Origin of the sequence: Mesorhizobium onobrychidis (genome assembly GCF_024707545.1) — a bacterium.
GTDB classification, from domain to species: Bacteria; Pseudomonadota; Alphaproteobacteria; order Rhizobiales; family Rhizobiaceae; genus Mesorhizobium; species Mesorhizobium onobrychidis.
Map to the genome: position 1 here is coordinate 5,433,128 of NZ_CP062229.1, position 21,964 is coordinate 5,455,091.

Annotated in this window: 17 protein-coding genes; 7 read left to right on the forward strand and 10 right to left on the reverse strand. The window is 56.4% G+C overall.

The features are described from left to right. Positions 1-18: 18 nt before the first annotated feature. The 3 genes from IHQ72_RS27070 to IHQ72_RS27080 all read left to right on the forward strand — a co-directional run bounded on the left by IHQ72_RS27070 (position 19) and on the right by IHQ72_RS27080 (position 3,801). Positions 19-1,266, forward strand: a complete 1,248-nt coding sequence (locus IHQ72_RS27070) for a class I SAM-dependent methyltransferase (RefSeq protein ID WP_258118397.1) — start codon at positions 19-21, stop codon at positions 1,264-1,266. Beyond that, on the forward strand, positions 1,263-2,483 hold the full coding sequence (locus IHQ72_RS27075; protein WP_258118399.1) for a class I SAM-dependent methyltransferase: 1,221 nt from the start codon (positions 1,263-1,265) through the stop codon (positions 2,481-2,483). Before IHQ72_RS27070 ends, IHQ72_RS27075 begins: the two co-directional genes overlap by 4 nt. Before the next feature lie 145 nt (positions 2,484-2,628). Continuing rightward, positions 2,629-3,801 carry an acyltransferase family protein gene (locus IHQ72_RS27080; protein ID WP_258118401.1) on the forward strand — a complete coding sequence of 391 codons (1,173 nt, stop codon included), beginning with the start codon at positions 2,629-2,631 and terminating at the stop codon, positions 3,799-3,801. Here the strand turns inward: IHQ72_RS27080 and IHQ72_RS27085 are convergent. The 4 genes from IHQ72_RS27085 to IHQ72_RS27100 all read right to left on the reverse strand — a co-directional run bounded on the left by IHQ72_RS27085 (position 3,788) and on the right by IHQ72_RS27100 (position 8,374). Next, on the reverse strand, positions 3,788-4,843 hold the full coding sequence (locus tag IHQ72_RS27085; protein WP_258118402.1) for a hypothetical protein: 1,056 nt from the start codon (positions 4,841-4,843) through the stop codon (positions 3,788-3,790). The genes IHQ72_RS27080 and IHQ72_RS27085 overlap by 14 nt on opposite strands. A 40-nt stretch (positions 4,844-4,883) precedes the next feature. After that, entirely contained in the window at positions 4,884-5,843 is a 960-nt protein-coding gene (locus IHQ72_RS27090) for a glycosyltransferase family 2 protein (RefSeq protein WP_258118403.1), read from the reverse strand. A gap of 30 nt (positions 5,844-5,873) precedes the next feature. Further along, complete coding sequence (locus tag IHQ72_RS27095; protein ID WP_258118404.1) at positions 5,874-6,857, reverse strand: class I SAM-dependent methyltransferase; 984 nt, start codon at positions 6,855-6,857, stop codon at positions 5,874-5,876. A gap of 233 nt (positions 6,858-7,090) precedes the next feature. Further along, on the reverse strand, positions 7,091-8,374 hold the full coding sequence (locus tag IHQ72_RS27100) for a glycosyltransferase (RefSeq protein ID WP_374120411.1): 1,284 nt from the start codon (positions 8,372-8,374) through the stop codon (positions 7,091-7,093). Positions 8,375-8,713: 339 nt separating this feature from the next. Here IHQ72_RS27100 and IHQ72_RS27105 point away from each other — a divergent pair, with 339 nt between their 5' ends. From IHQ72_RS27105 to IHQ72_RS27115, 3 genes are all read left to right on the forward strand, one after another. After that, positions 8,714-9,580: a glycosyltransferase family 2 protein gene (locus IHQ72_RS27105; protein WP_258118408.1), complete on the forward strand. Its 867-nt coding sequence runs from the start codon at positions 8,714-8,716 to the stop codon at positions 9,578-9,580. A 128-nt stretch (positions 9,581-9,708) separates the two neighbouring features. Next, positions 9,709-11,031, forward strand: coding sequence for a polysaccharide biosynthesis/export family protein (locus IHQ72_RS27110; protein WP_258123944.1), 1,323 nt, complete (start codon positions 9,709-9,711; stop codon positions 11,029-11,031). 138 nt (positions 11,032-11,169) lie between these two features. Beyond that, positions 11,170-11,943 (forward strand): TylF/MycF/NovP-related O-methyltransferase, encoded by a 774-nt coding sequence (locus IHQ72_RS27115; RefSeq protein WP_258118409.1) that lies wholly within the window; start codon positions 11,170-11,172, stop codon positions 11,941-11,943. A gap of 12 nt (positions 11,944-11,955) precedes the next feature. On the opposite strand, the gene IHQ72_RS27120 is transcribed toward IHQ72_RS27115, so the two are convergent. Beyond that, positions 11,956-13,431, reverse strand: coding sequence for a hypothetical protein (locus IHQ72_RS27120; RefSeq protein ID WP_258118410.1), 1,476 nt, complete (start codon positions 13,429-13,431; stop codon positions 11,956-11,958). 150 nt (positions 13,432-13,581) lie between these two features. Here IHQ72_RS27120 and IHQ72_RS27125 point away from each other — a divergent pair, with 150 nt between their 5' ends. After that, entirely contained in the window at positions 13,582-13,836 is a 255-nt protein-coding gene (locus IHQ72_RS27125) for a hypothetical protein (protein WP_258118412.1), read from the forward strand. 49 nt (positions 13,837-13,885) lie between these two features. Here IHQ72_RS27125 and IHQ72_RS27130 read toward each other — a convergent pair whose 3' ends face one another. The 5 genes from IHQ72_RS27130 to IHQ72_RS27150 form a co-directional block, all read right to left on the reverse strand. Continuing rightward, the gene (locus tag IHQ72_RS27130; RefSeq protein ID WP_258118413.1) at positions 13,886-14,752 is read right to left on the reverse strand and encodes a sugar transferase; all 867 of its coding nucleotides are present in this window, start codon (positions 14,750-14,752) and stop codon (positions 13,886-13,888) included. Positions 14,753-15,073: 321 nt separating this feature from the next. After that, the gene (locus tag IHQ72_RS27135; protein ID WP_258118415.1) at positions 15,074-17,020 is read right to left on the reverse strand and encodes a GNVR domain-containing protein; all 1,947 of its coding nucleotides are present in this window, start codon (positions 17,018-17,020) and stop codon (positions 15,074-15,076) included. A gap of 55 nt (positions 17,021-17,075) precedes the next feature. Continuing rightward, on the reverse strand, positions 17,076-17,846 hold the full coding sequence (locus IHQ72_RS27140; protein ID WP_258118418.1) for a response regulator transcription factor: 771 nt from the start codon (positions 17,844-17,846) through the stop codon (positions 17,076-17,078). Positions 17,847-18,254: 408 nt separating this feature from the next. Beyond that, positions 18,255-18,950 (reverse strand): Crp/Fnr family transcriptional regulator, encoded by a 696-nt coding sequence (locus IHQ72_RS27145; protein WP_258118419.1) that lies wholly within the window; start codon positions 18,948-18,950, stop codon positions 18,255-18,257. Between the two features lie 1,084 nt (positions 18,951-20,034). Beyond that, positions 20,035-21,246, reverse strand: a complete 1,212-nt coding sequence (locus tag IHQ72_RS27150) for an acyltransferase family protein (protein WP_258118420.1) — start codon at positions 21,244-21,246, stop codon at positions 20,035-20,037. Positions 21,247-21,964: the final 718 nt, after the last annotated feature.

Consider the following 21,964-nt stretch of genomic DNA (forward strand, 5'->3'; position numbering starts at 1 on the left):
CAGCCGGGAGCCATGGCCATGATGATTGCTGGTGCAGCATCTGTAACCGAGCAGGTTTGCCGCTCCTGCGGCGGGAGTCACATCGACACGTTCCTGAAGCTCGGCACGACGCCACTTGCCGATCGGCTTCCCGTGAGCGTCGACGATGACCAGGAAGAGCCAACTTTCCCACTCAACGTCGCCTTCTGTTGTGATTGCAGTTTGGTACAGATCACGGAGACGGTTAACCCGAGAATTCTGTTTGCCGATGCTTACCCCTATTACTCCTCATTCTCTCAAGCGCTGCTGAGGCATTCCCGAGACAATGCGCGTGACTTGATCGAGCGTCGTAACTTGGATGCCAACAGCTTTGTGGTCGAGTTGGCGAGTAACGACGGCTATCTCCTGAAGAACTATGTCGAGGCGGGGATACCAGTACTCGGCATCGACCCCGCCGAAGGACCTGCCGCCGCTGCGGAGAAAATAGGCGTGCCGACACGCCTGGCCTTTTTTTCCCGTGAACTGGCGGAGAAGCTTCGCCAACAGGAGATGCGGGCCGACGTCATTCACGCAAACAACGTTCTCGCCCACGTGGCCGACACCAATGGTTTTGTTGCAGGCATTGCGCGGTTGCTCAAGGACGACGGCGTTGCGGTGATCGAGGCGCCATATGTCGAACCAATGATCGACCATTGCGAATTCGACACGATCTACCACGAGCACCTCTGCTATTTTTCAGTGACGGCATTGGACAAGCTGTTTCGACGCCATGGCCTTTATCTCAACGAGGTAAAACACTTGTCGATTCATGGCGGTTCACTTCGCCTGTATGTCGAAATGCGGGAACATGTCGGAGCGAGCGTCACCAATCAGATCGCTCATGAAAGAGCCCGAGGGATCGACGCCATCGATTACTATCTCGATTTTTCCGCGACGGTCGACAAATTGAAAGTCGAGCTCTCCACATTGCTACACCGGCTGAAAGCCAGCGGCGCCTCAATCGCCGCCTATGGGGCGGCGGCCAAAGGCGCTACCTTGATCAATACGGTCGGCATCGGACGCGATCTCGTCGACTTCGTCGTAGACCGCAACACCCACAAGCAGGGCAAGCACATGCCCGGTCAGAAAATTCCGATCCGCTCTACGGAAGCTCTGTTGGAGGCCCAACCTGACTACGTTCTCGTCCTTGCCTGGAATTTCCTCGATGAAATCATGGAACAACAGGCTGAATATCGAGCCAGGGGCGGAAAATTCATCGTTCCCGTGCCGAACCCGCGGATCGTGTGACCGTGCAAGTCCAAAGCACTGCCTGCGCCGAGGCGCATGAACCGGCGACGAATTCGATGCGTCTTCGCGGCGATTGTCCTGTCTGTCGGCAGAGGAATCTGCTGCACTCGGTATCATTCGACGCCATTCCATTTTCGTGCAATTCCCTGCACCCGGACGCAAACTCGGCCGTTGCTGCACCGACTGGCCAATTCGTTCTCGCGTTTTGCCGCAGCTGTGAACATTTCTTCAACGCGGCGTTTGAAGACGGTCGGATCGGCTATACGCAAAACTATGAGAATTCCCTGCATTTCTCGCCGCGCTTCGTGGCCTTCGTCGAGGATCTCGCTGATCGCCTGTCCGCAGCTTACGCACTCGATGGAAAACTGGCCTTGGACATCGGTTGCGGCAAGGGTGATTTCCTCAAGCGACTTTGCTCAACCAGCGGCGCCAGAGGCATTGGCTTCGACAGGAGCTTCGAAGACAATCGGGGCGCGGACGTCGCCGGCGTTGAGTTCATCAATGACTGGTTCAGCGATGCCTATCCGGACATCAAACCTGACTTCGTTTCCTGCCGTCACGTCCTGGAACACATAGCTAACCCGATCGCCTTCCTGCAAGAGCTTCGTGCCCATCCCGGCGTTGAACCGGACACCGTATTCTACATCGAGGTGCCCAATGCCCTCTATACATTGCGAGACATGGGGATCTGGGATCTGATTTACGAGCATGTATCCTACTTCACGCCGCACTCACTGCGGGTGGCGATGGAGACAGCAGGATTCGAGGTGCTTGACCAAGGTGCGTCATACGGTGACCAGTACCTTTTCATTGAAGCAAAGCCTAGCGAACCCCGGACGATGGCTCCGTTTTCAAAATCTGAAAAGATTGATGCGCTCGTCCACCGGTTCGACCGAACCTATTGCGACAAGGTCGCCTGGTGGCGCGATTACTTGTCAAACAGGGATCCGGAGCGGACCGTTGTCTGGGGTGCGGGATCGAAGGGCATTACATTCGTCAACATCGTTCCTGAAGGGGCGCGGATTGGGGCGCTGGTCGACGTCAACCCGCACAAGCAGGGGCGCTTTGCTCCTGGCACCGGGACACCGGTGGTTGGTCCCGAGAGCCTGCGCGGCAAGCCCCTGCAGTCTATCGTCGTTATGAATCCGCTCTATCGAGACGAAGTTGCCCAGGCCGCATGCAAGCTCGGTCTCTCAGCGGAGATCATTGTGGCATAATTCGGCGATGTGCGGCTTGCGCTTTGCGTCTGTGATCCCACCGATGTCGATCCGGTCTAGGTTGACTGGAGCGCCCGCCTTGTAGGCAGCGACGAGAGGAAAATGCGGAGTCCAAGCCCACGGTGAAGTCGGGAACCCTTCCGGTATGGTTTTCAATGTTCAGGTCATGCGGGCGATCGCCGCGACTTTGGTGGTCTGGGTTCATACCCAGGAACTGATCGTGACCGACGTCCTTCCGCATTGGCTCAGGAGTTTTGGATACGGAGGGGTGGACCTATTTTTTGTCATAAGTGGATTCATCATGGTCCGCACGACACAAAATAAAAACATACGGCCCATTCAATTCTACAGGAAGCGTATCCTTAGGGTGGCCCCTCTGTACGCGTTTTTCACAATTCTTATAGTGATTTTGAGCGCGACCATGCCTGATGTTTTAAACAGCACTCAAATAGAAGTTTCTCAAATCGCAAAATCTCTAGTTTTTATTCCGTTTGAGAAAACGCCAGATAGCCTTTACCCAATTTACTACCTTGGTTGGACTTTGAACTACGAAATGTTTTTTTACAGCATTTTTGCAGTCGCGTTGTTGTTGCCCAAACGCGCCAGGCTCATGGCGATCACCGCTGTTATCGTCTCTCTTGCCGGTATCGGAAACAGCATTGGAGGTCTTTCCGATTATGGGGTCGCGGCTTTTTTCTATACGCGGCCAATCCTGATGGATTTCGTATTGGGAGTGCTGGCGGCGAGCTACTTCCACGATTCGGCGCGCACCGCCAGAAATCCCATGAGGTGGTGGGTATGCCTCGCCGCCGGGGTCTCTTGGCTCGCTTTTGGCGGGCAAGTCATCGGTTTCGGCGACGTTCCCGTCTCGCCACCGACCGATACCTTCCTGAGGTTCGGCATCGCATCCGGCTTGATTGTGGCGGGAGTAGTCGGGCTGGAGCAATCAGGGACAAGGATCGGCTCTCCACTGATGCAACGTGCGGGTGACGCAAGTTATTCGATATATCTGTCACACTATTTCTTTATCGCGGCGGTCATCGCCCTTGCCAATCGGTTGGAGTTGAACGACGCTGCTCGCGCCCTGCTCGCGCCCGCCACCATGGCGGCGGCGGTAGCCGTGGGTTTCGCAACCTATCATCTGCTTGAGCGTCCTTTCGCTGGTGACCTCGGCATCTATCATCGCCTCGCCAGGCTGTTTGCGGCACCGCCTCCCATGCAGCCGCGCTCCATTACCGAGGAAACTGTGATGGGGACTACCCGGAAAGTCCAAAGGCCAGATGCCTTAGAGTCTGACTCACAATCTAATACGACGTGAAACCAGTACCTTGCGATTTTCCGGATGAGCGGGTGGACGGACGCTCGGTAGATCCAGGCGGTGGCATTCGGCGACCCACCCTTTGCGGCTGATGGCCTGACTTTACCACTCCATCGACGTCGATCCGTTGCAGGTTGACCGGCCTCAGCCAGCAGTGTCGCGTATAGTCGGTCGAGCGGCGCATAAACTGCGCCCATTTAAGTGGCGTCTTGGACAGCGCCCGCCAAAGGGACAGGGAGTTAAGGCCGATCAGAAAGCGAGACCGGATGAGCTGCCCGCGCCGGTCAACCGCTGCATAGGTTACGAACCCGCGAAACGCAGCGCCGAACCTCTTCAGCACAGCATCAACCTGCACGTCGTAACGCTCGTTGGCGGCGAAACCTTGAAGCGACTTTGTTGTCCCGACTGGCCGCGTGTGTCTTACAACGACTTCGTCAACTATGGCGTAACGCAACCAAGGCATGTCAGTCAGGCGGGTCCAAAGAAGGTCTATTCCCGTCTCGTAGCCAAGCCCGAATAATTTCAACGCCGTTTGCAGGCACCTGGCGCTGAACACCGGACACATCATCTCGACCGTGTTGGTATATCGCAACACGTATCGCTTGCCGCTGACAAGCGTCGCTGCGTAGGAGAAATAGCTGTCCCAAGACAGTGCTGGCTGAAACAGATCAAGTTTATAGTGGCGGCCGATGGCGAACAGATGATTCAGGTCCAGCTTTGTCGCCTCGATGTCATCGTCGATCAATGCAATGAGATCATACCGCGTCACAATTTCAGGGTAGCATTGAAATAAGGCATGATACCCTGCGATCTTGCGCCCCGGCAGAAATACGCTGAAATCGTTCTGTCCATGGGAGACGCCGGCCTCGTAGGCGGCGACGAGAAGATCGAAGTCGGCTTCGCCCGTCCCCTCAGTCCAGCCGGCATGCAAAGAGCTACGCCCTGCCCGGACGATCACCAGATTTCTCTTGCCCGAGCCCTCCGGCAATTTTCGGAAGGCTGACACTGCTGCGGCCGCGGGCGTGACTTGGCGAAAGTTCATACAAAGCCTCCCGGCGGGCGTCGCACCAGATCACTCGTTTCTAGCCAGGAGATCGGTTTGAGACGGCATGAATGCGTTTCAGCGCTCCCAGGCCGGCGCCGCGGAGCTTGGTACGAAGCTGCGGAGAAACAACGCCTACAAGTTCAAGGAAAAATCTCGCAATGAGCAGCGGATCCAAGATCCATAAAACCAGATGAAACAGTGTCATACCCAGCGGCGCTGTGCGCCTGTGCCGATAGGCAATTGCGAAGAGGTGTTTTAGCCGCCTCGACAATTCAAAGGCGTTCGCGGTAGAGCCGTCAGGATTTTGCCAAGCCAATCGTTCGGAACTCGGCAATCGCACCGAGCGCGTCGGATGGTCACGGCTGTATAGTATCGCGTTGGGCGCGCGAACAAATGTCCCAAGAAGAGCCATCTCGGCCAAAAGCGCACAATCGGAGCCATAGTAGGGCTCGTGCAATGTCGTCTTGGCTAGGGAATCCCGGCGCCAAAGGCCAAACATCGCCGCATCCCATCCGTGCGCCCCAACCATCAGCCGGAAGCGGGACGCGGGCGACGATCCTTGCATGTCCGGCAGCACCCTTTCGACATAGGGTGTCAGCTGCCCGGTCTCGTCGATTCCCAGTAAGCGCGGATAGGCAATGACATGGCGGGAATCCCCGTCGAGCGCACGCACACAGTCCATCAGGAAACCGCTGCCCAAGACGTCGTCGTGTGCGCACCATTTGAAATATGCGCCCGAGCTCAATTCGAAAGCTCGATTGAAATTGGCCGCGGCGCCCAAATTGCGTGCGTTTCGGACATAGCGGACGCGCTTGTCCCGCCGCGCGAATTCCAGACATATATCGGCTGTTCTATCTGTCGAAGCATTGTCGGTGATGACAAGTTCGAAATCATCGAAGTCCTGCTTGAGGATCGATTGGATCGCCTCGAAGACGAAATTCTCGCCGTTGTAAACGGGCATACCAAGGGATACTCGCGGCGACTTGGAACGTTCCATTTTCCGGGTTCTTCTTTAACGAAAGTGCGATCAGACCGCGACGATTTCCGGTCGCAGGTCCAGCGCTTTCAAGGATTGTGCCACTTCATTCAGGTATATCGGGTTCATGACGATGACGAGATCAGGCGGAGTGTCCAACAGGTCGCTCGGCGCGATGACCGGGTGACCGGTTCCGGGCGTAAACTTGCCTTGCTTGTAGGGGTTGATGTCGACTGCTGCCCAGACTTCGTCTCCAAGCTGCAAAGTCGTCAGGAACGACACTGCCTTGGAGCCGCCGCCCCACAGGACGACCCGCCGGCCGGCGGCGTGCGCGGCGCGAATGCGCTCCTGCCAGGAATTCTGAACGGCTCGCACGCGGGCGGGAAAGGTTTCCGCCAAACGGTGCATCACTTCCAGATCGTGCTCGAGCGGTAGTCTCGGTGTCGTCCGGCCTGCCGACGGCCGGGCGTACTGAACGATGTACTGGTTGTCATAGACGAGTTCCAGATCGGTAACGTCGAAACCTTCCTGGCGAAACAGGCGTGCGTGCGCGCCAGGACTGAAATAGGAGCAATGCTCGTAGTAAATGTCCCAGAACGCGCTCTCGACGAGCACACGTTTTGCATCAGGCGTTTCGAAGACGGCCCAATCCTGGGTCCTTTTGCCGATCATCTTGCGGATCAGCCGCACGAAACTCGAAACCGAGCTTACGTGTTCGAGCGTGTGGCGACAGAGGACCGTATCCGCCTGGAGATGCTGGTAGTCCGGTCCGAAAAAATCGACGATGACCTTGACGTCGCCGTACTCATCATTGCGGCCTTTGTCGGCTCGATAAGCTGGATCGATGCCGAGCCCGGTGGCGCCGCCCGATATGCAAAGTTCGCGGAGAAATTCACCCTTGCCGCAGCCGATCTCCAACACGTGCTTGCCGGCTATCGCGCATTTTTGTGCGATCTCGCGTGCAAGTCCCTTCGCGAAATTGTTGAAGGTGCTGGAAAAATGCTGGGATTCCTCGAAATTGGTCGAGTAACCCATGATCGTTTCGTCAAAGGCCCTGTTGAATATGAATCCGCATGCCTCGCAAAATGCGAGGTCAAGGTCACGACGAGGAAAGGCGTGGGCTGCTTGGGCCGAATTAAGCAGGACGCAGCTATGCACCGGGATGGATTCGACCCGGTAGATTGACCGGCCAACGGGCGCCGAGCAGCACGGACACGCGGCCGGTCGAAGCGCTTTGCTGTTACTTGCCATGTGAAGGTCAAACGAATTCATTGTAGAATTGGCTCGGCAAGAGAATCGGTTATATCGCGCGTCGGACTCTCGGCTCCGAAGAGTTCATTGTGCTCGGTTGCGCGAGAGAGCTGGACAGACTGGGCCAAGCCAAGGGCGTCGAGTATCGCCAGGTCGAACCTTTCCTCGGAGAACCGCGTCGCGTTCATACGGCAGGCGTGCGGTGTAATGGACCCCGCATTTTTCTCGAATAGATCAATGGCCCCAGCTACGGAATCGACGGCCTGACGGTCGAAGAGGACACCTGTCGGATGGACGCTCTCGCCAAGCGGCCGGACAATGTCGCGGGCACCTCCACGGCCGAAGGCGATCAATGGAGTACCGCACGCCTGGGCCTCGGCAAGCGTTATCCCGAAATCCTCGCATCCAGCGAACACCATCGCACGAGCATTGGCGATTTTTTCGATGTATTCATGCCGCGGCAGATAACCGGTGAAGATTATGTTGTGACCGGCAAGCGATCGCAGATGCTTGGATTGTACTTCATCGCCGACAACAACCAGGCGACGCGACGGCGTTTTGCTGAACGCCTCGATTATCAGATCCGTACGCTTATACGGGGCGTGGAACGCGGCCGTGACGTAGTAGTCATCCTTGTTGACGACGAGTTTAAGATCCTCGATGGCGACGGGCGGATGGACTACCCGCGCGTCGCGGCCGTAAATCCGTTCGATTCGAGAGCGGACATAATTCGAGTTTGCCAGCATCAGGTCAGGACCATGTGCCGTTCGGGTGTCCCAGGTCCGCAGCCTGTGAAGCATGTAACGAAAGGCAAGACCTTTCGGTCCAAATCCCAAGCCGGCTTGCTGCAAATAGGAGAATTGTTCGTCCCACGCATACCGCACCGGACTGTGCACATAGCACAGGTGTAGTTGGTCTGGGCGAGTCAGAACGCCTCGAGAGAATGCGGCCGAAGAGGAAATTACCGCGTCATAACCTGTGACATCAAATTGTTCGATCATAAACGGACAGAGAAAGAAAAGTGACCTGTAGTACTTTTCCACGAACGGAAGTCGGTTCATGCCGGAAACGTGGAAAATTACGCCTGGAAAATACTCTTCCTTGATTTCCTTCGGGAGAAAATCAAAGAGGGTGAAGACCTCGGCTCTCGGAAAAGTCTTGCAGATCCGAGCAAGGACCTGCTCCCCTCCCCGAAAGTTGGGGCACCAATCATGCACGACGGCGATGCGGGCGTTGCGGTCTATCGCGGCAAATGGCGTCTTGCTGATGGATCGCAAATGTTTGGCATCACGGCCCACCATGGTGGTTGCTTTCGGCTGTCGCACATGGCGCATGCTTTGCCCCTCACGGAATGTTGGCACCTTTTCGGGAATTCTGTGTGCCCGGATGCTCAACGACTGTGTGTCGTCCGTCCCGTCCAAACAAGCTGCCTATCGGGTTAAGCGCCGCACCCTCCCGAGGCCGGATGTACTCCAACGAGGTACGTCTCCTACTTCGATGGGCCTAAGCACGCCTCAACGCTAACCTTATGCGCAGGCTGTATCGGCGCGACCGGCGGATTAGGATCATAGCGCGCTCACTTCGGAACAGTTCGGGGGCGCCGTATCTATATCATTGGCCGCGCGAAGAGTGGATCGTCGATGAAAGTGGTCGTTATCGTCGCAACGTTTGGTCGCAGGGAACATGTGGCTCGGCTTCTCGCACAGCTTGAGCGACAGACCCTGCTCCCTGACGCGGTGATCATCTCGGCTCCCGACGCCGACCATACTCCCAACAACATAGGTTGCCGGTTTCCTGTATCGAGCGTATTCGGAAAAACCGGCTTGCCGGCACAGCGTAACATCGCCCTTGATGTCGCAGGCGACTGTTTCGACATAATCACCTTTTTCGACGACGACTTCATTCCTGCAGACGACTATCTCGAAGGCGTATCGCGGGCGTTCAAGCAGCAGCCCGACTGGGCCGTGGTGACTGGAAACGTGCTGAAGGACGGTGCGACGACTGCAGGGCTCACGTGGGACGAGGGTATCCAGGCGCTTCGCGAAGCCGGCACAGCGACTGAAGCGCGCGCCGTGGATCGACTCAGCGCCTATGGATGCAACATGTCGATCAGGGCGGCATTCATCGGCGGCCTGCGCTTCGATGAGCGGCTCGTGCTCTATGGGTGGCAGGAAGACGTTGATTTCACCAGCCAATTGAGAGCCAGAGGGCGGGTCGTCTTTTTGCAGTCGATCCGCGGGGTTCATCTCGGCATCAAGAGCGGTCGCGTAAACGGCGTTCGTTTCGGCTATTCTCAGGTGGCGAACCCAATCTACCTCATCCGCAAAGGGACCGTTCCATCGACTGTCGCACTTAGATTGATGAGCAAAAATCTGCTCGCCAATCTCGCGCGCAGCCTCTGGCCGGAATCCTATATCGACCGGAGAGGACGTCTGCGCGGCAATCTCCTGGCTCTTTCACACGTCGCAAGAGGCCGGGTGCAGCCAGAATATATTCTGGAGATCTAACGCAGAGGTAAAAGATGCTCGATGACCCGTCCTTTTCGATCGACAGAGGCACTTGCTCAAATCACCGAGCCCGGTGCTCCGGCAGGCTGTCCAATCGGCGCCAGGCTTGGCGCCTGCTCCACGTCGTGATGTCGGCGGTGATGTCCTTGGCCTGCATGTTGGGTGTTTCGGCCGCAAACGCCAAAGATTATGTGCTCGGCCCGCAGGATAAGCTCCGCATCAAGGTCTACGAATGGCGTGCGTCGCGCGACACGATATTTGGCTGGGAAGCTCTCAACGACGAATACACGGTCGGTCCCAACGGCTCCGTTTCGCTACCGCTGGTCGGTGAAATCAAGGCTGCCGGCCTCACCACCGGCGAGATTGCGAACTCCATCGGCGACAGGCTGATGAAAAGTGTCGGCCTTGCGCGAAAACCGAATACGGCGGTGGAAATCGTCCAGTTCCGACCGTTCTATGTTGTCGGCAAGGTGACGCAGTCGGGAGAATTCGCATACCGGCCCGGGCTGACCGTCTTGCAGGCATTGAGCATCGCGGGCGGGTTGCGGACTCGAGAGGACAGGGATGCCAGGTTCGAGCGCGAAGTGATCCAGGGCCAAGGGGATGTGAGCCTGCTAAGACTGAGCGAGGCCAGTCTCCTCGCTCGCAAGGCACGACTCGAGGCGGAACTCTCGCATGCCAGCGACATTCAGTTTCCGGCCCAGTTGACGTCGCGTATTCAGGACGACGTCTTTGCCATGCTTTTGAAGCAGGAGCGCTTGATCTTCCAAGCGCGCAGCGAGGGATTGGACACTCAGGTCAAGGCGCTTCATGGTCTGCGTGAGTTCCTCCAGAAGGAACTCACCTCGCTGGAAGCGCAACTCGTTTTCCTCGACAAGCAAATCGGCTCAATCCAGAAGGAGTTGACAGCGGTTTCGGCGCTGGTGGTCAAAGGTCTTGCGGCGGCGCCGCGGGAATTTTCTCTAGAACGAGCCCTTGCCCAAGCGCAGAGCGAGAGGTTGTCGGCGGAAACCAGTCTGCTGCGCGGGCGTCAGGAAATCAGTAAGACAGACATTTCAATTCTCGAACTCGAGGACGGACGGAAAAACGAGATAACGATCGACCTGCGTCAAACTCAAGCTGAACTCGATGCTCTCGACAGCAAGACAGAAACAGCAAGGCGGCTATTGTACGAGTCGGCGGTATCTGCCCCGACCCTTTTTGCCCGCCGAACCGACGCGGATCTGGCTGCGCCGATCTACACGATTTTCCGCGCGTCGGCGGATGGCGCGACAGTGCAAATCCAAGCTAACGAAACGAGTGCCGTAGAGCCCGGAGACACGATCAAGATTGAAATACCACTGGCTCCGGATGAAACAGGCGCGCTGGACTTGACATCGACCGAGCGGCACGAGGCGCCGGGAATAGAACTCAAAGCAGAAACCGTCGGCGATGCTGTAGGCATTCCGTAGCCTCCCGGCGGGTTTTGCTAGAAGGATTAGGTAGAAGCGCGCGACTGCTTGATGTCGATCAGGTAACTTCCTTGACCAATACACGCACTATATGGCTCTATCGCCATCGCGCTCTTTGATAGGAAAAGAGACTTCGCTATGCAAGCAACTGAACTACCCAACGTCTTCTTGACCAACACGTTCGATGAATGGATTCAACAGAAGCCATCCAAGTCTCAGGCGGTTCGCTTTGCCAACAAGGTTCTCCGAAAACTTGGAATAAATCTCGTCCTCGCACCACCTGTTCGCACGGGCTGGATGACCAGTGTCGAACAGAGAATGGACATGTATCACTTGGCAGGCGCAGCGCTTTTCTACAACGTACCGGGAGACTTCTGTGAATTGGGATGCCACGAAGGCAAGTCAGCCGTCGTATTCCAACGCATACTTCAGCACTACGATCCAAGCAGGAACCTTCACTTGTATGACAGCTTCGAAGGTCTCCCGAACGCCAGTGCCGAAGACGGCCACGCCGACGCTCAGAAGGGCGACATGGCCACTACGAAGGATGCGCTCATCGCAAACTTCAAGCGTTTGAATCTTCGGCAGCCTATTCTTCACCAGGGATGGTTCGAAGATACGCTTCCCACACAGTTGCCGGACAAAATTGCATTTGCGCATCTGGATGGTGACCTATACGACTCAGTCAAGGTCAGCTTGGAGTATGTGTATCCTCGCCTATCAAAGGGTGCTGCATGTCTGATAGACGACTACAGTGATCCTGGATTGTTCGACTCGGTCGATCTCTATCCGGGGGTAAAGAAGGCCTGCGACGAGTTCCTTAGCGATAAACCCGAAAAGGTTGCGCTTTTGTATGGTGGATTCGATAGCACTATGGGTTTCGGAGCTCATGGATACTTCCGAAAGCTCTGAGCCTATATCGCTTTAGGCGCGGCCGGGAACAGTGCCGACCTGCGATTGAATCACGTGTTCGCTGGAATCGGGCGAATGCCGGAGCGTCCTTACAGGAGCCTCAGCAACACTGTCGTCTTCAACAGGCAAGAGCCGGCTGACAAGAACGACAGCGAGAGGAATCAAGAACACGATACCCGGGTCGGCGCCGCCACTTGCCAGGGATCCGGCCACGAGCGCCGATAAGGCGCAAGCGCGGACACTCGACGCGATCGCGTCGATCTTGGGATCGATGCGACCGCGGCCACCCCGCATCCCCCGCACCAGCATCGCCAACAGAACTGTCATCATCGCGGTGCCGAACAGCCCCAACTGGGAAAGCACCGCGATCGGCCAACTCGAGGCCCGCGAACTTCCCAAGCCGACTCCCAGTCCACCTGTATCGAAGAAAGACTGCAGGCTTTTGTAGTTCCAGTAGCTGCGCTCCTGGCCGGAGGCTGATGCGACTTTGTTGATTACCGTGTTGTCGACAAGCTGCAAGACCGGATCTAAGAAATGCGGATAGAACAGACTGGCGGCCATCGCGGAGAGGAGCAAGGGCGGTAGCAACGCGATAAGCAGTGCCTCCCCCGACCTCAGCCGACCTGAAGCGAGCGACTTCACGATGAAAAAGACAACGGGCACGGTTACGATTGCAAGACCGACATAGGCGGTCGACGATGTCGACAGCAGCAGGAGAACAAACAGGGCCGCTCCTAACCCCAATGCGAATTTGGATCCGGTCTTGCGCCAATAGGTGTAGGTGAACGCCAGCCCTGCCAGCGATGCCCCACCGAACGACGATGCCTCTGAAAACGCCCCCGTGATCCGCCAAAACCCAGCTTCCCTGACTTGCGTCAGCATGGCGTAGTTGGCCGTACGAATCGGGGCGAGGATGTCGCCGGCGCCGATCACCTTGCCCAACAAATCCAAAATGCCCATGAACACGTGCAAGCTGAACCAAAGGAAGAAGCCTCGCCTGATGTCGGCTAACGTGCCGCTGCGCTGAAGCAGCAGACAGGCCGCCAGGAACGTCAGCCCTCCCAGAACAAAGTATCCCGCCTGAGAGATATTGGCCGATACCGGCGCCAGGCCCGCTTCGTAGACGCCCCTGCCGGTGCGGGAAGTGACGAAGGCGCTTGTCTGCCCTGCAAAGAGCCTCGGAAATAACAGCGCTCCGATGCTCACATAGATCATGAGCGCGCAGACGATCCATGCTGCGCCTATACGAACGAAGACCGTTCCTATTTCCCTCCAGATTCCCCGTCGAGCCAGCGCGGCCACTATCACGAGCATATTAAAGACGGTGAAGATAAGCGGCGATGAGCCGCCAAGCGAGGTTATTGTCCCGATTGCCGTCGCACCAAAAGCCAGAGAGGCAATCAGCGCAGTGATCATCGACCAGCGCATATAAACGACGAGAGCCAGGAGTCCCGTGCAAATTAAAATCCCAACGAGGGAAACCTGCATTTCACACTCCGACCATCAATGATCCAGACCCTGACGGCGCCGCCGGAACCGCTTGGCTAAATTGTTGGCTTCACAGAAACGACCGACTCTGATTTCCTTGGGACAGGGTTGATCTCGCGCAGCGTAAATTGACCCTGGGAGGAGGTCGCCGTGCTGCTTGCCATTGTCGGCGTTGCGGGTGTTGCCCTGATAATAGGGCTTACGCTGCGCGCGCCGGCGCTGATAGTGGCGACATTGGTGGTGATCGTCGGCAGCATCGTTACGAGCAGTTTTTTCCACCTGTCTGTTCAAACCAGCATCCGATCGACACTCTACCTTGTTGTCGTCACCCAAATTGCCTACCTGGTCGGCCTTGCAATTGCCGTGCTGCGGCACCGCCCGGGGCGTTATCGGCGTGGGCGATAATCCGTTGAGGCCGTTTGTGTGCTGCACCTCCCCCCTGACATAGCAAAGTTCAGGAGGTCTGATCAAACTTCATGATGGCCGGTATTGTCCGCATCAGGATCGAAAGATCGCGGCGCAGAGACCATGTTCGAACGTACTGCGTATCCAGTAATACGCGATGTGAATACTCGGTCATGTTTCTCCCGTTTATCTGCCAGAGGCCAGTCAGTCCTGGCCGCGTCTTCAAATATTCGTGCGATGCGGCGCCATAGCGTTGCAATTCGTCGGCAACGACAGGTCGCGGACCGACGCAACTCATGTCACCACGCAAGATGTTGAACAGCTGCGGCAGCTCATCCAGGCTCGATTTGCGAAGCATCTTTCCGAGAAACAGGATACGCGGATCGCACTTCAGCTTCTGGTTGGCTGCCCACTCCTGGGCGGCTTGTGGATTGCTGTTCAGATGCCGTTCGAGCACCTCCTCGGCATTCGGTACCATGGTGCGGAACTTGTAGCAGTCGAAGACCTTTCCGTTGAATCCAATACGGCGGTGAACGAACAGCACCGGACCGCCTGTGGTGACCTTGATCAGAAGCGGGATCAGAACCAGGATCGGACCGGCCAGAATGAGCGCTGTCGAGGCTACCATCAGATCCAGCAGCCTCTTGGCCCAACCGCCGAGCGGCTGTGGGCGGTCGCGCCGCGCGTCGTCTTCAATGCTTGCCATTTGCATATCCGGCTCAAGCGAGACGGTGCCATGGTCTTGGCTTGCGTTGAGTTGAGGCGACGATGGGTCTGGCGTGTTCGATGTGGCGGCCGCGTCGCTTTCACGCCGAAGAAGCAATGTCGCCGCAGGCCTGGCTCCGACCAGAATGGCCCAGTCTTCAATAGCCAAGTCATCGCGGTGCCGCAGGTTGCTTTCGATCACGTTGGACATTTTCGCTTGCGCTCGATTTCAGCTGTTTTCGTTTGCATTTTGTCAACGACGGATGATCTCCGGCAAGCAGGGAAAAGGTGGTAGATTGGGGATGATTGGCAGCTGGGGCTACCCCTAAGATGCTAGGCTGGGTACGAACGAATGGCTGCTCCGTCCAATGTGGCACGATATCGGAATCGATCGTTCGACCTGCCATTCTCTGCGCTGCCCTGCCAGGGGCGCAGATTCATTTTGACAGGCAGGTGTTCGAATTGACAGGCGGTGTCGAGACTTGCCGCTGGGCTCGCGCTCGACTGACACCGCCGCGAGGAAGACAGGATGTCAGCGCGGTGCTTGGCCTGCGCGCTTCCGGTAACGATGAGCCGAAACAGAACGAACACGTGTCATCAACACCCCAAGGACGGACGAATTGGTGTTTTTGAGTGTCTGCGTCAGGTCTTCCAGTTGATCAAGCGGCGTCACGCCCCACTGCGCCACCACAATCACGCCATCAAGAAGCGGGCAGACAGCAAGCCCTTCGGCACCTGAACTAAACGGTGGGAGCTCAACAATGACGACACTGTAGGCGCCAACGTCGCTCAGTAATTTCTCCATATTATCGGGAACAAGCAAATTCGTCGAATTCGACACATCGTTCTTCAGGTAATAAAACGATGTCTTTTCAATGAACTGGATTTGCGTGCCGATATCTTTTCGGCTCCCGGAATCCCCATCGATCACGTTGAGATCGGAGGACAAGAGAAGTTCGTTGGCCAGTGCCGACCTATGGTCGGCGTTGATCACGAGGGTCGCGGTGCCCGACACTCCACACAGGGCCGCCAGATTGCTTACAACGGTGCTCTTTCCATCACCGGGGGACACGGATGTGATTCCGATGCGACGTCTTGAAGGGGTGGCCCCGGCCAAGCCCATGATCGCCTTGACGCTCCCGAGGCTGCCGCTGAATGAAGAGTCCGGATTCTTGAGCACCTCGTCAAGCCGGCCAAAACCACCCCGCCTGAAACTGACCACCGGCAATTCTCCGATACAGGCCAGGCCCAGTTCGCGGCGGATCTGATGCGGAGTCCTCACGTTTCGATCGAGGCCGCGCCGCGCCACGGCAAATCCGATGCCAGCCACCATTCCGGCAAGTGCGCCAAAGGCGAGGATCAGCGTCTTGCGCGGCTGACTTGCTTTCTTTGGGCTCGTTGCGGATGTAATGACACGAGCATTGGCGATCAGATAAGGCTGCTGGTCGACCGAGTTCGTATACGCCCCGAGCAGGCTTTCATACATCTTGCGATAGGTGTCGGCTGTAACTTCCAACTGCTCTAGCGTAGTCTGGCGTGTTGGCTGTTCTTCGCTGGGCGCGAGACCCTGTCCCTCGATGGGCGTCTCGTCCTGACCTATGCTGTAGTCGTGTTTTGCGCGAAACTCCTGGGCGACCCTGGTCGCCCTGTTCATCTGATCGCCGACCTCCCGCATCCGCCTTTCCAACCATGCGATGCCTTCGCCGGCCGCTTTTGTTGTCGTTTGCACTTGCTCACGCACGAACGCCTCCGCTGTGGCGTTTGCGATGCGTGCCGCCAATGTCGGGTCCAGAGACTGGAACGAAATGTCTATTGCATACGAGACACCGACACGCTGGACATCCAGGCCATCGTTGAAAATCTCGACCGCGCTACGCCGACGCTCGGATTCCAGCTGCGGACTGTTGGTTTGGATTCGATCCGGCCCGGGCAGCACTCGTTGGAAGAAATTGGTCAACGCGGCATAGCTGGTATCGAGCCCGCCGGCCTCAACGACACTCATCCAAGCCCTGCGAAACCTCTCGCCGATGTTCGGACCGTGCATATCCCTGAACGTTGGATTGTCCATGAGTCCAAGGTCATCGATCACCATCATCGCGATCTTCTGGGAGCGCAGAACTGCGAGCTGGCTCTCGACCTGAGCGGTATCGAGCGACAGATTCACTTCGGCGGGTTGCTGCTGAAGGTTTCTGGGTATCTTTGGTTCGATCAGGATCTGGGTTCGCGCGGCATAAATAGAATCCGATGTAGCAAAGTAAAACGTGGCGCAAACGATTCCGGCGACGATGAACGCCAGTATCGATAAAAGGTACTGCCGAACAAATGAAACAACGTCAGCGAGGCTGATAAAGTCCTGCGGGGCGTCCGCCCCAAGCCATGGCTTGTGAGCAATTGCCGCCAACGGCCGGTCTAGCATGGCTTCAATCCAAATCTGCAACAAAAAGAGCGGCGAACTGCAACGGTCGAGCAGGATCGCCACCGACGGGCCCCATTGCGAGCATGCAGCCGCGCCACTGTCATGACGACAAAACCGTTTAGCTCGGTCGGCTCAACACGTGGACGCCAGGAAACATCTCATTGAGCTTGTAGACGACCTCCGTCCTGTTCGTCGCCTTCAGCTTCTTCATGATGTTGCGGATGTGGACCTTCACCGTGCTCTCTCGGAGGTTGAGCTCGTGAGCGATTATCTTGTTCGCCTTCCCACGCCTGAGAGCCTGGACGACCTCTTCTTGCCGCTCCGTGAACACACTCGCCATGGGCCTTGTCATTTCGACGGTTGTGTCGATTGCCTTGTGCTGGGCAAGCACGCTGCTTGCAGGGACAAATGTGCCACCGGCGAGGACAAGATTTACGGCTTCAACACAGATCTCGAAACGGATCGACGAAGGGATGTAGGCTTTTGCGCCATAATTCAACGCCTTCAGAATCTGCTCTAAATCGTCGGTATCGGCCAAAATCACCACTGGCACCGGGTGGGCCTCATTCACGAGATCGGCGATTTCGCTGCCGGTCCTTGCATCTGTCACCTTTCGGCTGCCCACGTTCAGCAGAATAGCCGATATCGACAGTACATTCTCTTGATGCCGCCACTCTTCGATCGAACCGAACGACAGGATTTCCTTCCCGATGCCATAGGCGGTCAGGCATTGCGCAAGACATTGTCGGTCAAGCACTCGCTCATCCAGCAGAGCCAGGCAGGATTCGGCTAAGCCGTGTCTATGAAGATGTATTCCATTCCCGGTCGTCCGCGATACGAATTCCAGTGCACCGGGTGATTTGCTATCCATTTGAATTGTCGGAACCATGAACTTACTCCCCAAACTTTTACCCAAGTTTCAAGACCAGTACGAGATGGACTTCAGGCAAATACTATTTCCCACGAGCGATGTTCTGTTCGCGTCGCCTTCACTATAACTGTGGGATTCCAAAGCCCCGCCATGGAACAGCACTATCCCGTCAATAATGTTTATCGCCCAAAAGATGCGCCTTCACTAATTTAGGTTAACAAAACCTAAAAAATTTCTACTCCTTCACTTTGCCTAATTCATTTGGTCTAGGAAGGAGGGCATCAGAACACACCGACCGGAATCTGGATCTCGCGTTGTTTGCTAGGCGCGGGTAGTCGCCGAACATAAAGACAGCCGGCTTCGCCGATGGCGGTGTGGCTTTGACGCGCGTCGCGCCGCCTTGGCGTCGTGCGCCCAATGTAAGTGTCAACCATCGATATATCTGTCATCGAACTCGGCAAATTTTGTTACGCCCAGCCGATCCAGCACGCGGACATGACCTTGGCGGAACTCCAGAAAACCGCGTTCCCGCAATTCCCGCAGCATTCGATTGACATGGACGGGCGTCAGCCCGAGCGCGTCCGCGAGGTCGTACTGGGTGAGAGGGCATGCATAGCCAGTGCGGCTGACAGCGCCGACGCGCTCCAATCGCGCTATCAGTTCGAGCAGCAGGTGCGCCGTACGCGCCAAGGCGTTGCGTCGACCTACATTGGTTAGGTGTTGGGCAACAATCGCTCTCTGGCGCGCGAGAGTTTCGAGAAAAAGGGAGGCTATGTAGGGCGACTTCGCTGCGCCAAGAGCAAGTGTCTTGGTCGAGGCTTCTAACACCGCAAGGTCGGTTTGAGCCACAAATGTCTCAAGAGCAGTGCCCGAGTACGTCTGTGGCCGGACAATGTCGCCCTTCAGCGCAAAATCCAAAATCTGTCGCTGGCCACCGGCAAGATCATGGGAAATGCATCCCCAGCCAGACTCGATTATGAAGACGCGATCGCCGTCCTCGCCCTGATTGACGATAGCGGTTTCCGCCGCATATCGCTTTGGCACGAAGCCTAGCGCCTTGATATACGCCTTATCGTCGCTTTTGACTGCGACTGACGTCGGCCGGTGGTCATTCTCACTCAATGAAAGGCTTGTAGCATACGTCATTCGAACCCCGCCAATCCTCCCCTAGATAACCTCCCTACGCAAAAACGTACTCCAGCTTTGACATGTTGAGTACCCTGCGCGGGCTACAACCAATGGGTGATATTGCACTGCACTCTCACAAAAAGGCAAGGATCACGCCTGATCGAGCGCAGTAGGACCCGAAATTCATCATAAAGTTTGACCGACTCTCTGCACCATCCATTCGAATGGCAAGGCCTCCGGCGGTCGGAAGCGCTTGGTGACACCAGCCACTCACCGTGCAACTTTCGAACACGCACGCTTACGGATCGCTTACGACCTTCGGTGTGACTGGCTCGCCGTACCAACTGCAAGCCAAGCATCGCTGCTGACTTGAGGTCGCGCTGACCTTGTCCGGCGCGAACCGCCCGGTCGTTCAATCGGGCGGAACGTGCCACTTCCTTTATGCAACCCTCTGATTTCACTCGCAGGTAACACCTCGGAAGGCTCCAACTCGAGCAGCCCCGATTCACTCAAGTGCAACGCTGCAAGCCGCTGTAGGTCAGCTGCCTCACAGGACCAGCAGCTCGCCACTGGGGCCGGCACGAGATTTTCTCTTTGCCGTGACGACGTTTCAACGGACAAGAGCGTTAGTTCACACGCTCGGAACTACTCCGGCTCGATGAGTAACCTTCGCTGCAGTTCCAGGACCCGGAATGGGTCGATTGACGCCCGTCTTTCGAGCCAAACTGTCTCCGGTTTCAGCCGCGACAGTGGCAAGGTATACCTCATTCGCGGTAGCTATGACTCCCCGATTACCTCGCAAATGCGAAGAGACCGCCTGCCACGTACCCGGGAGAGGGTAAGTCTGGAGTGCCGATGCCACCGAACCGAAACCCGTGCAACGGGGGGCGCATCGGCTTTTGCGCATCATGGAATCCAGCGCTTAGGGCGAGCGGCACTTCAACCGCCTGAATTGCGCTCCATGGCGTGAACGCTCCACCGCCAAATTGGTACACCCTTGGCGGACTGAGTTCAGGTCACGCTGAAAATGTCGCCTGACTCGGGCAGGACCTGGCTGTTGATGTAGTCGGCCCGCATCTCATCGGTTACGTCCCCACTGCTCACCACCCAATAGCCGTGGGGTTTCCTGATTCCCTATCGGGGACGCTAAACCGCCATGTTGATCTCGTTTGGCGGCGGGTTTAGGGAACCGTCCCCTGACGGCGTTTTGCATCCTCTTTTCCAACCACATAACGGCCATGCTCAAACCTAAAACGAGCAGGATGGAGAGAACGAAAACAATAGGCATTGGAAAACCTAATGAAAACAACCACGATACCATAATCATCCCAAATGAATAGTGATTCAAATATATAGGATAGCTTATTCCTCCAATATACTTCACTAGTGCGTTGTGCCTATAAGGCTTATGCTTAACGAACTCACCATATTTTATTCCCGCGGCCATTGCGTACATGCAGATCAACCAAATTATCACTGCTGATAGCTTGTACTCATAACCGCGTTCAATCGAAATAAAGATCTCCACAGTGCTCATACTGCCAAAAAGCAATAACAACACTGCCTTCCACGCATGGTGCCCCATTTTGACGTGGTCATCACCGCCGTTCCTGACAAGAAAGAAGATCATACCTGCAGCGAAGAAAACGCCGTGCTGCAGCAGAAGCAGTTTGAAGGGGAACCGCGAAAGCACTGAAATCGCTTCCTCCGACCACGAGGACGGCGGCAGCAAATGCAACCCGGAGACAATAAGAAGGTATGCCGAGCTAGAGAACCCTATTATTTTGGCCAGATCATAGAGTGATAAACGAAACCTCGACAAAATTGACCCGGCCACCAAGACGTAAAATACAGCCTCGACGACGAGAGACCATACGACCCCGTCGATATAAGGGCCTTTAGGGGACAATATTACCGATCTGCAAAAATCCATCAGAAGATGGGAAAAATCCTCGCCATAAAGAGCTCGTGCGGCCAAGCTGACGAGCGCGGACAGCCACAAGGCGGGCAATATACGCGTAGCGCGCATGCGCGCGAAACGCAGCGCGTGCGACGCGCCCCCTTCGCCTGAGGCGCTCATGGCAATGACAAACCCGGAAATTACGAAAAAAACTTCGACCCCTACAGCACCCAAACCGGCAAACGCCGACAGAAAACCGAAGGCGACATCGCTTCCCTCGGTGACTGACGCACTGCTCCAGGCGAATGTCGCGAAATGGTTCAGTAACACCAAAAGCGCTGCAAAAATGCGCAAGAAGTCCATGACGTGGTAGTGGACATTGCGTTCCATATAATGTTTCCGAACTTTGCCAGAGGCCAAGGTCGAATATTATCGTGAAACGGTCAGTACGCCTGCTACTACGTTCGGATATGAGCCAAATTGATTTAGCCGTCGGATGTGACCTGTTTCCTGCGGCAGATCCACCGATCTGCTACGCCTGACCTTCTGCAGACGCGGTTTTGCTCGGCGCCTTAACACGTGGAGTAGCGTTGCGTTCCAATCATTGCCTTTGATGGAGAATGCTACGCGCCGTCTTCAAGGTAGCCGCATGTCTGTTGCTCATCACCACCTTGGCCGCGACGATTGTGCCGATTGGTATGCGCCCCCATTCAGGCTTTGGCCCAGAGCCAGGACGAGTCGCTGCGTTCCTTGTCGTTGGTCTGTTGTTGGGCTCGCCTGCGACCGCAACTGGATGCTAGCGCTTAGCCTGGTAATCGTGGCTGGAGTCAGCATCCATTGCAGATGCTAGCACCCTAATTGGCACTCTACCGTTGAGGACGCGCCGGCAGCGTCGGGGTTTCGGCTGGCTGCATCCTTGCAAAGAAAGGCTGGTTGAGACGCTAGAATGTTCGTCTCACCGGCGCCACGCAGCCATTGGTCGAACTGCATAGCATACCGCATGGCGGTGACGCTCCCACTCCTACAAATCCACCTGCTGTACTCCTAATTGGTGTCGCGCCCCTAATTGATGCCGTGCTAATGTTCTGGCCGGCTTGGGAGGTTCCGA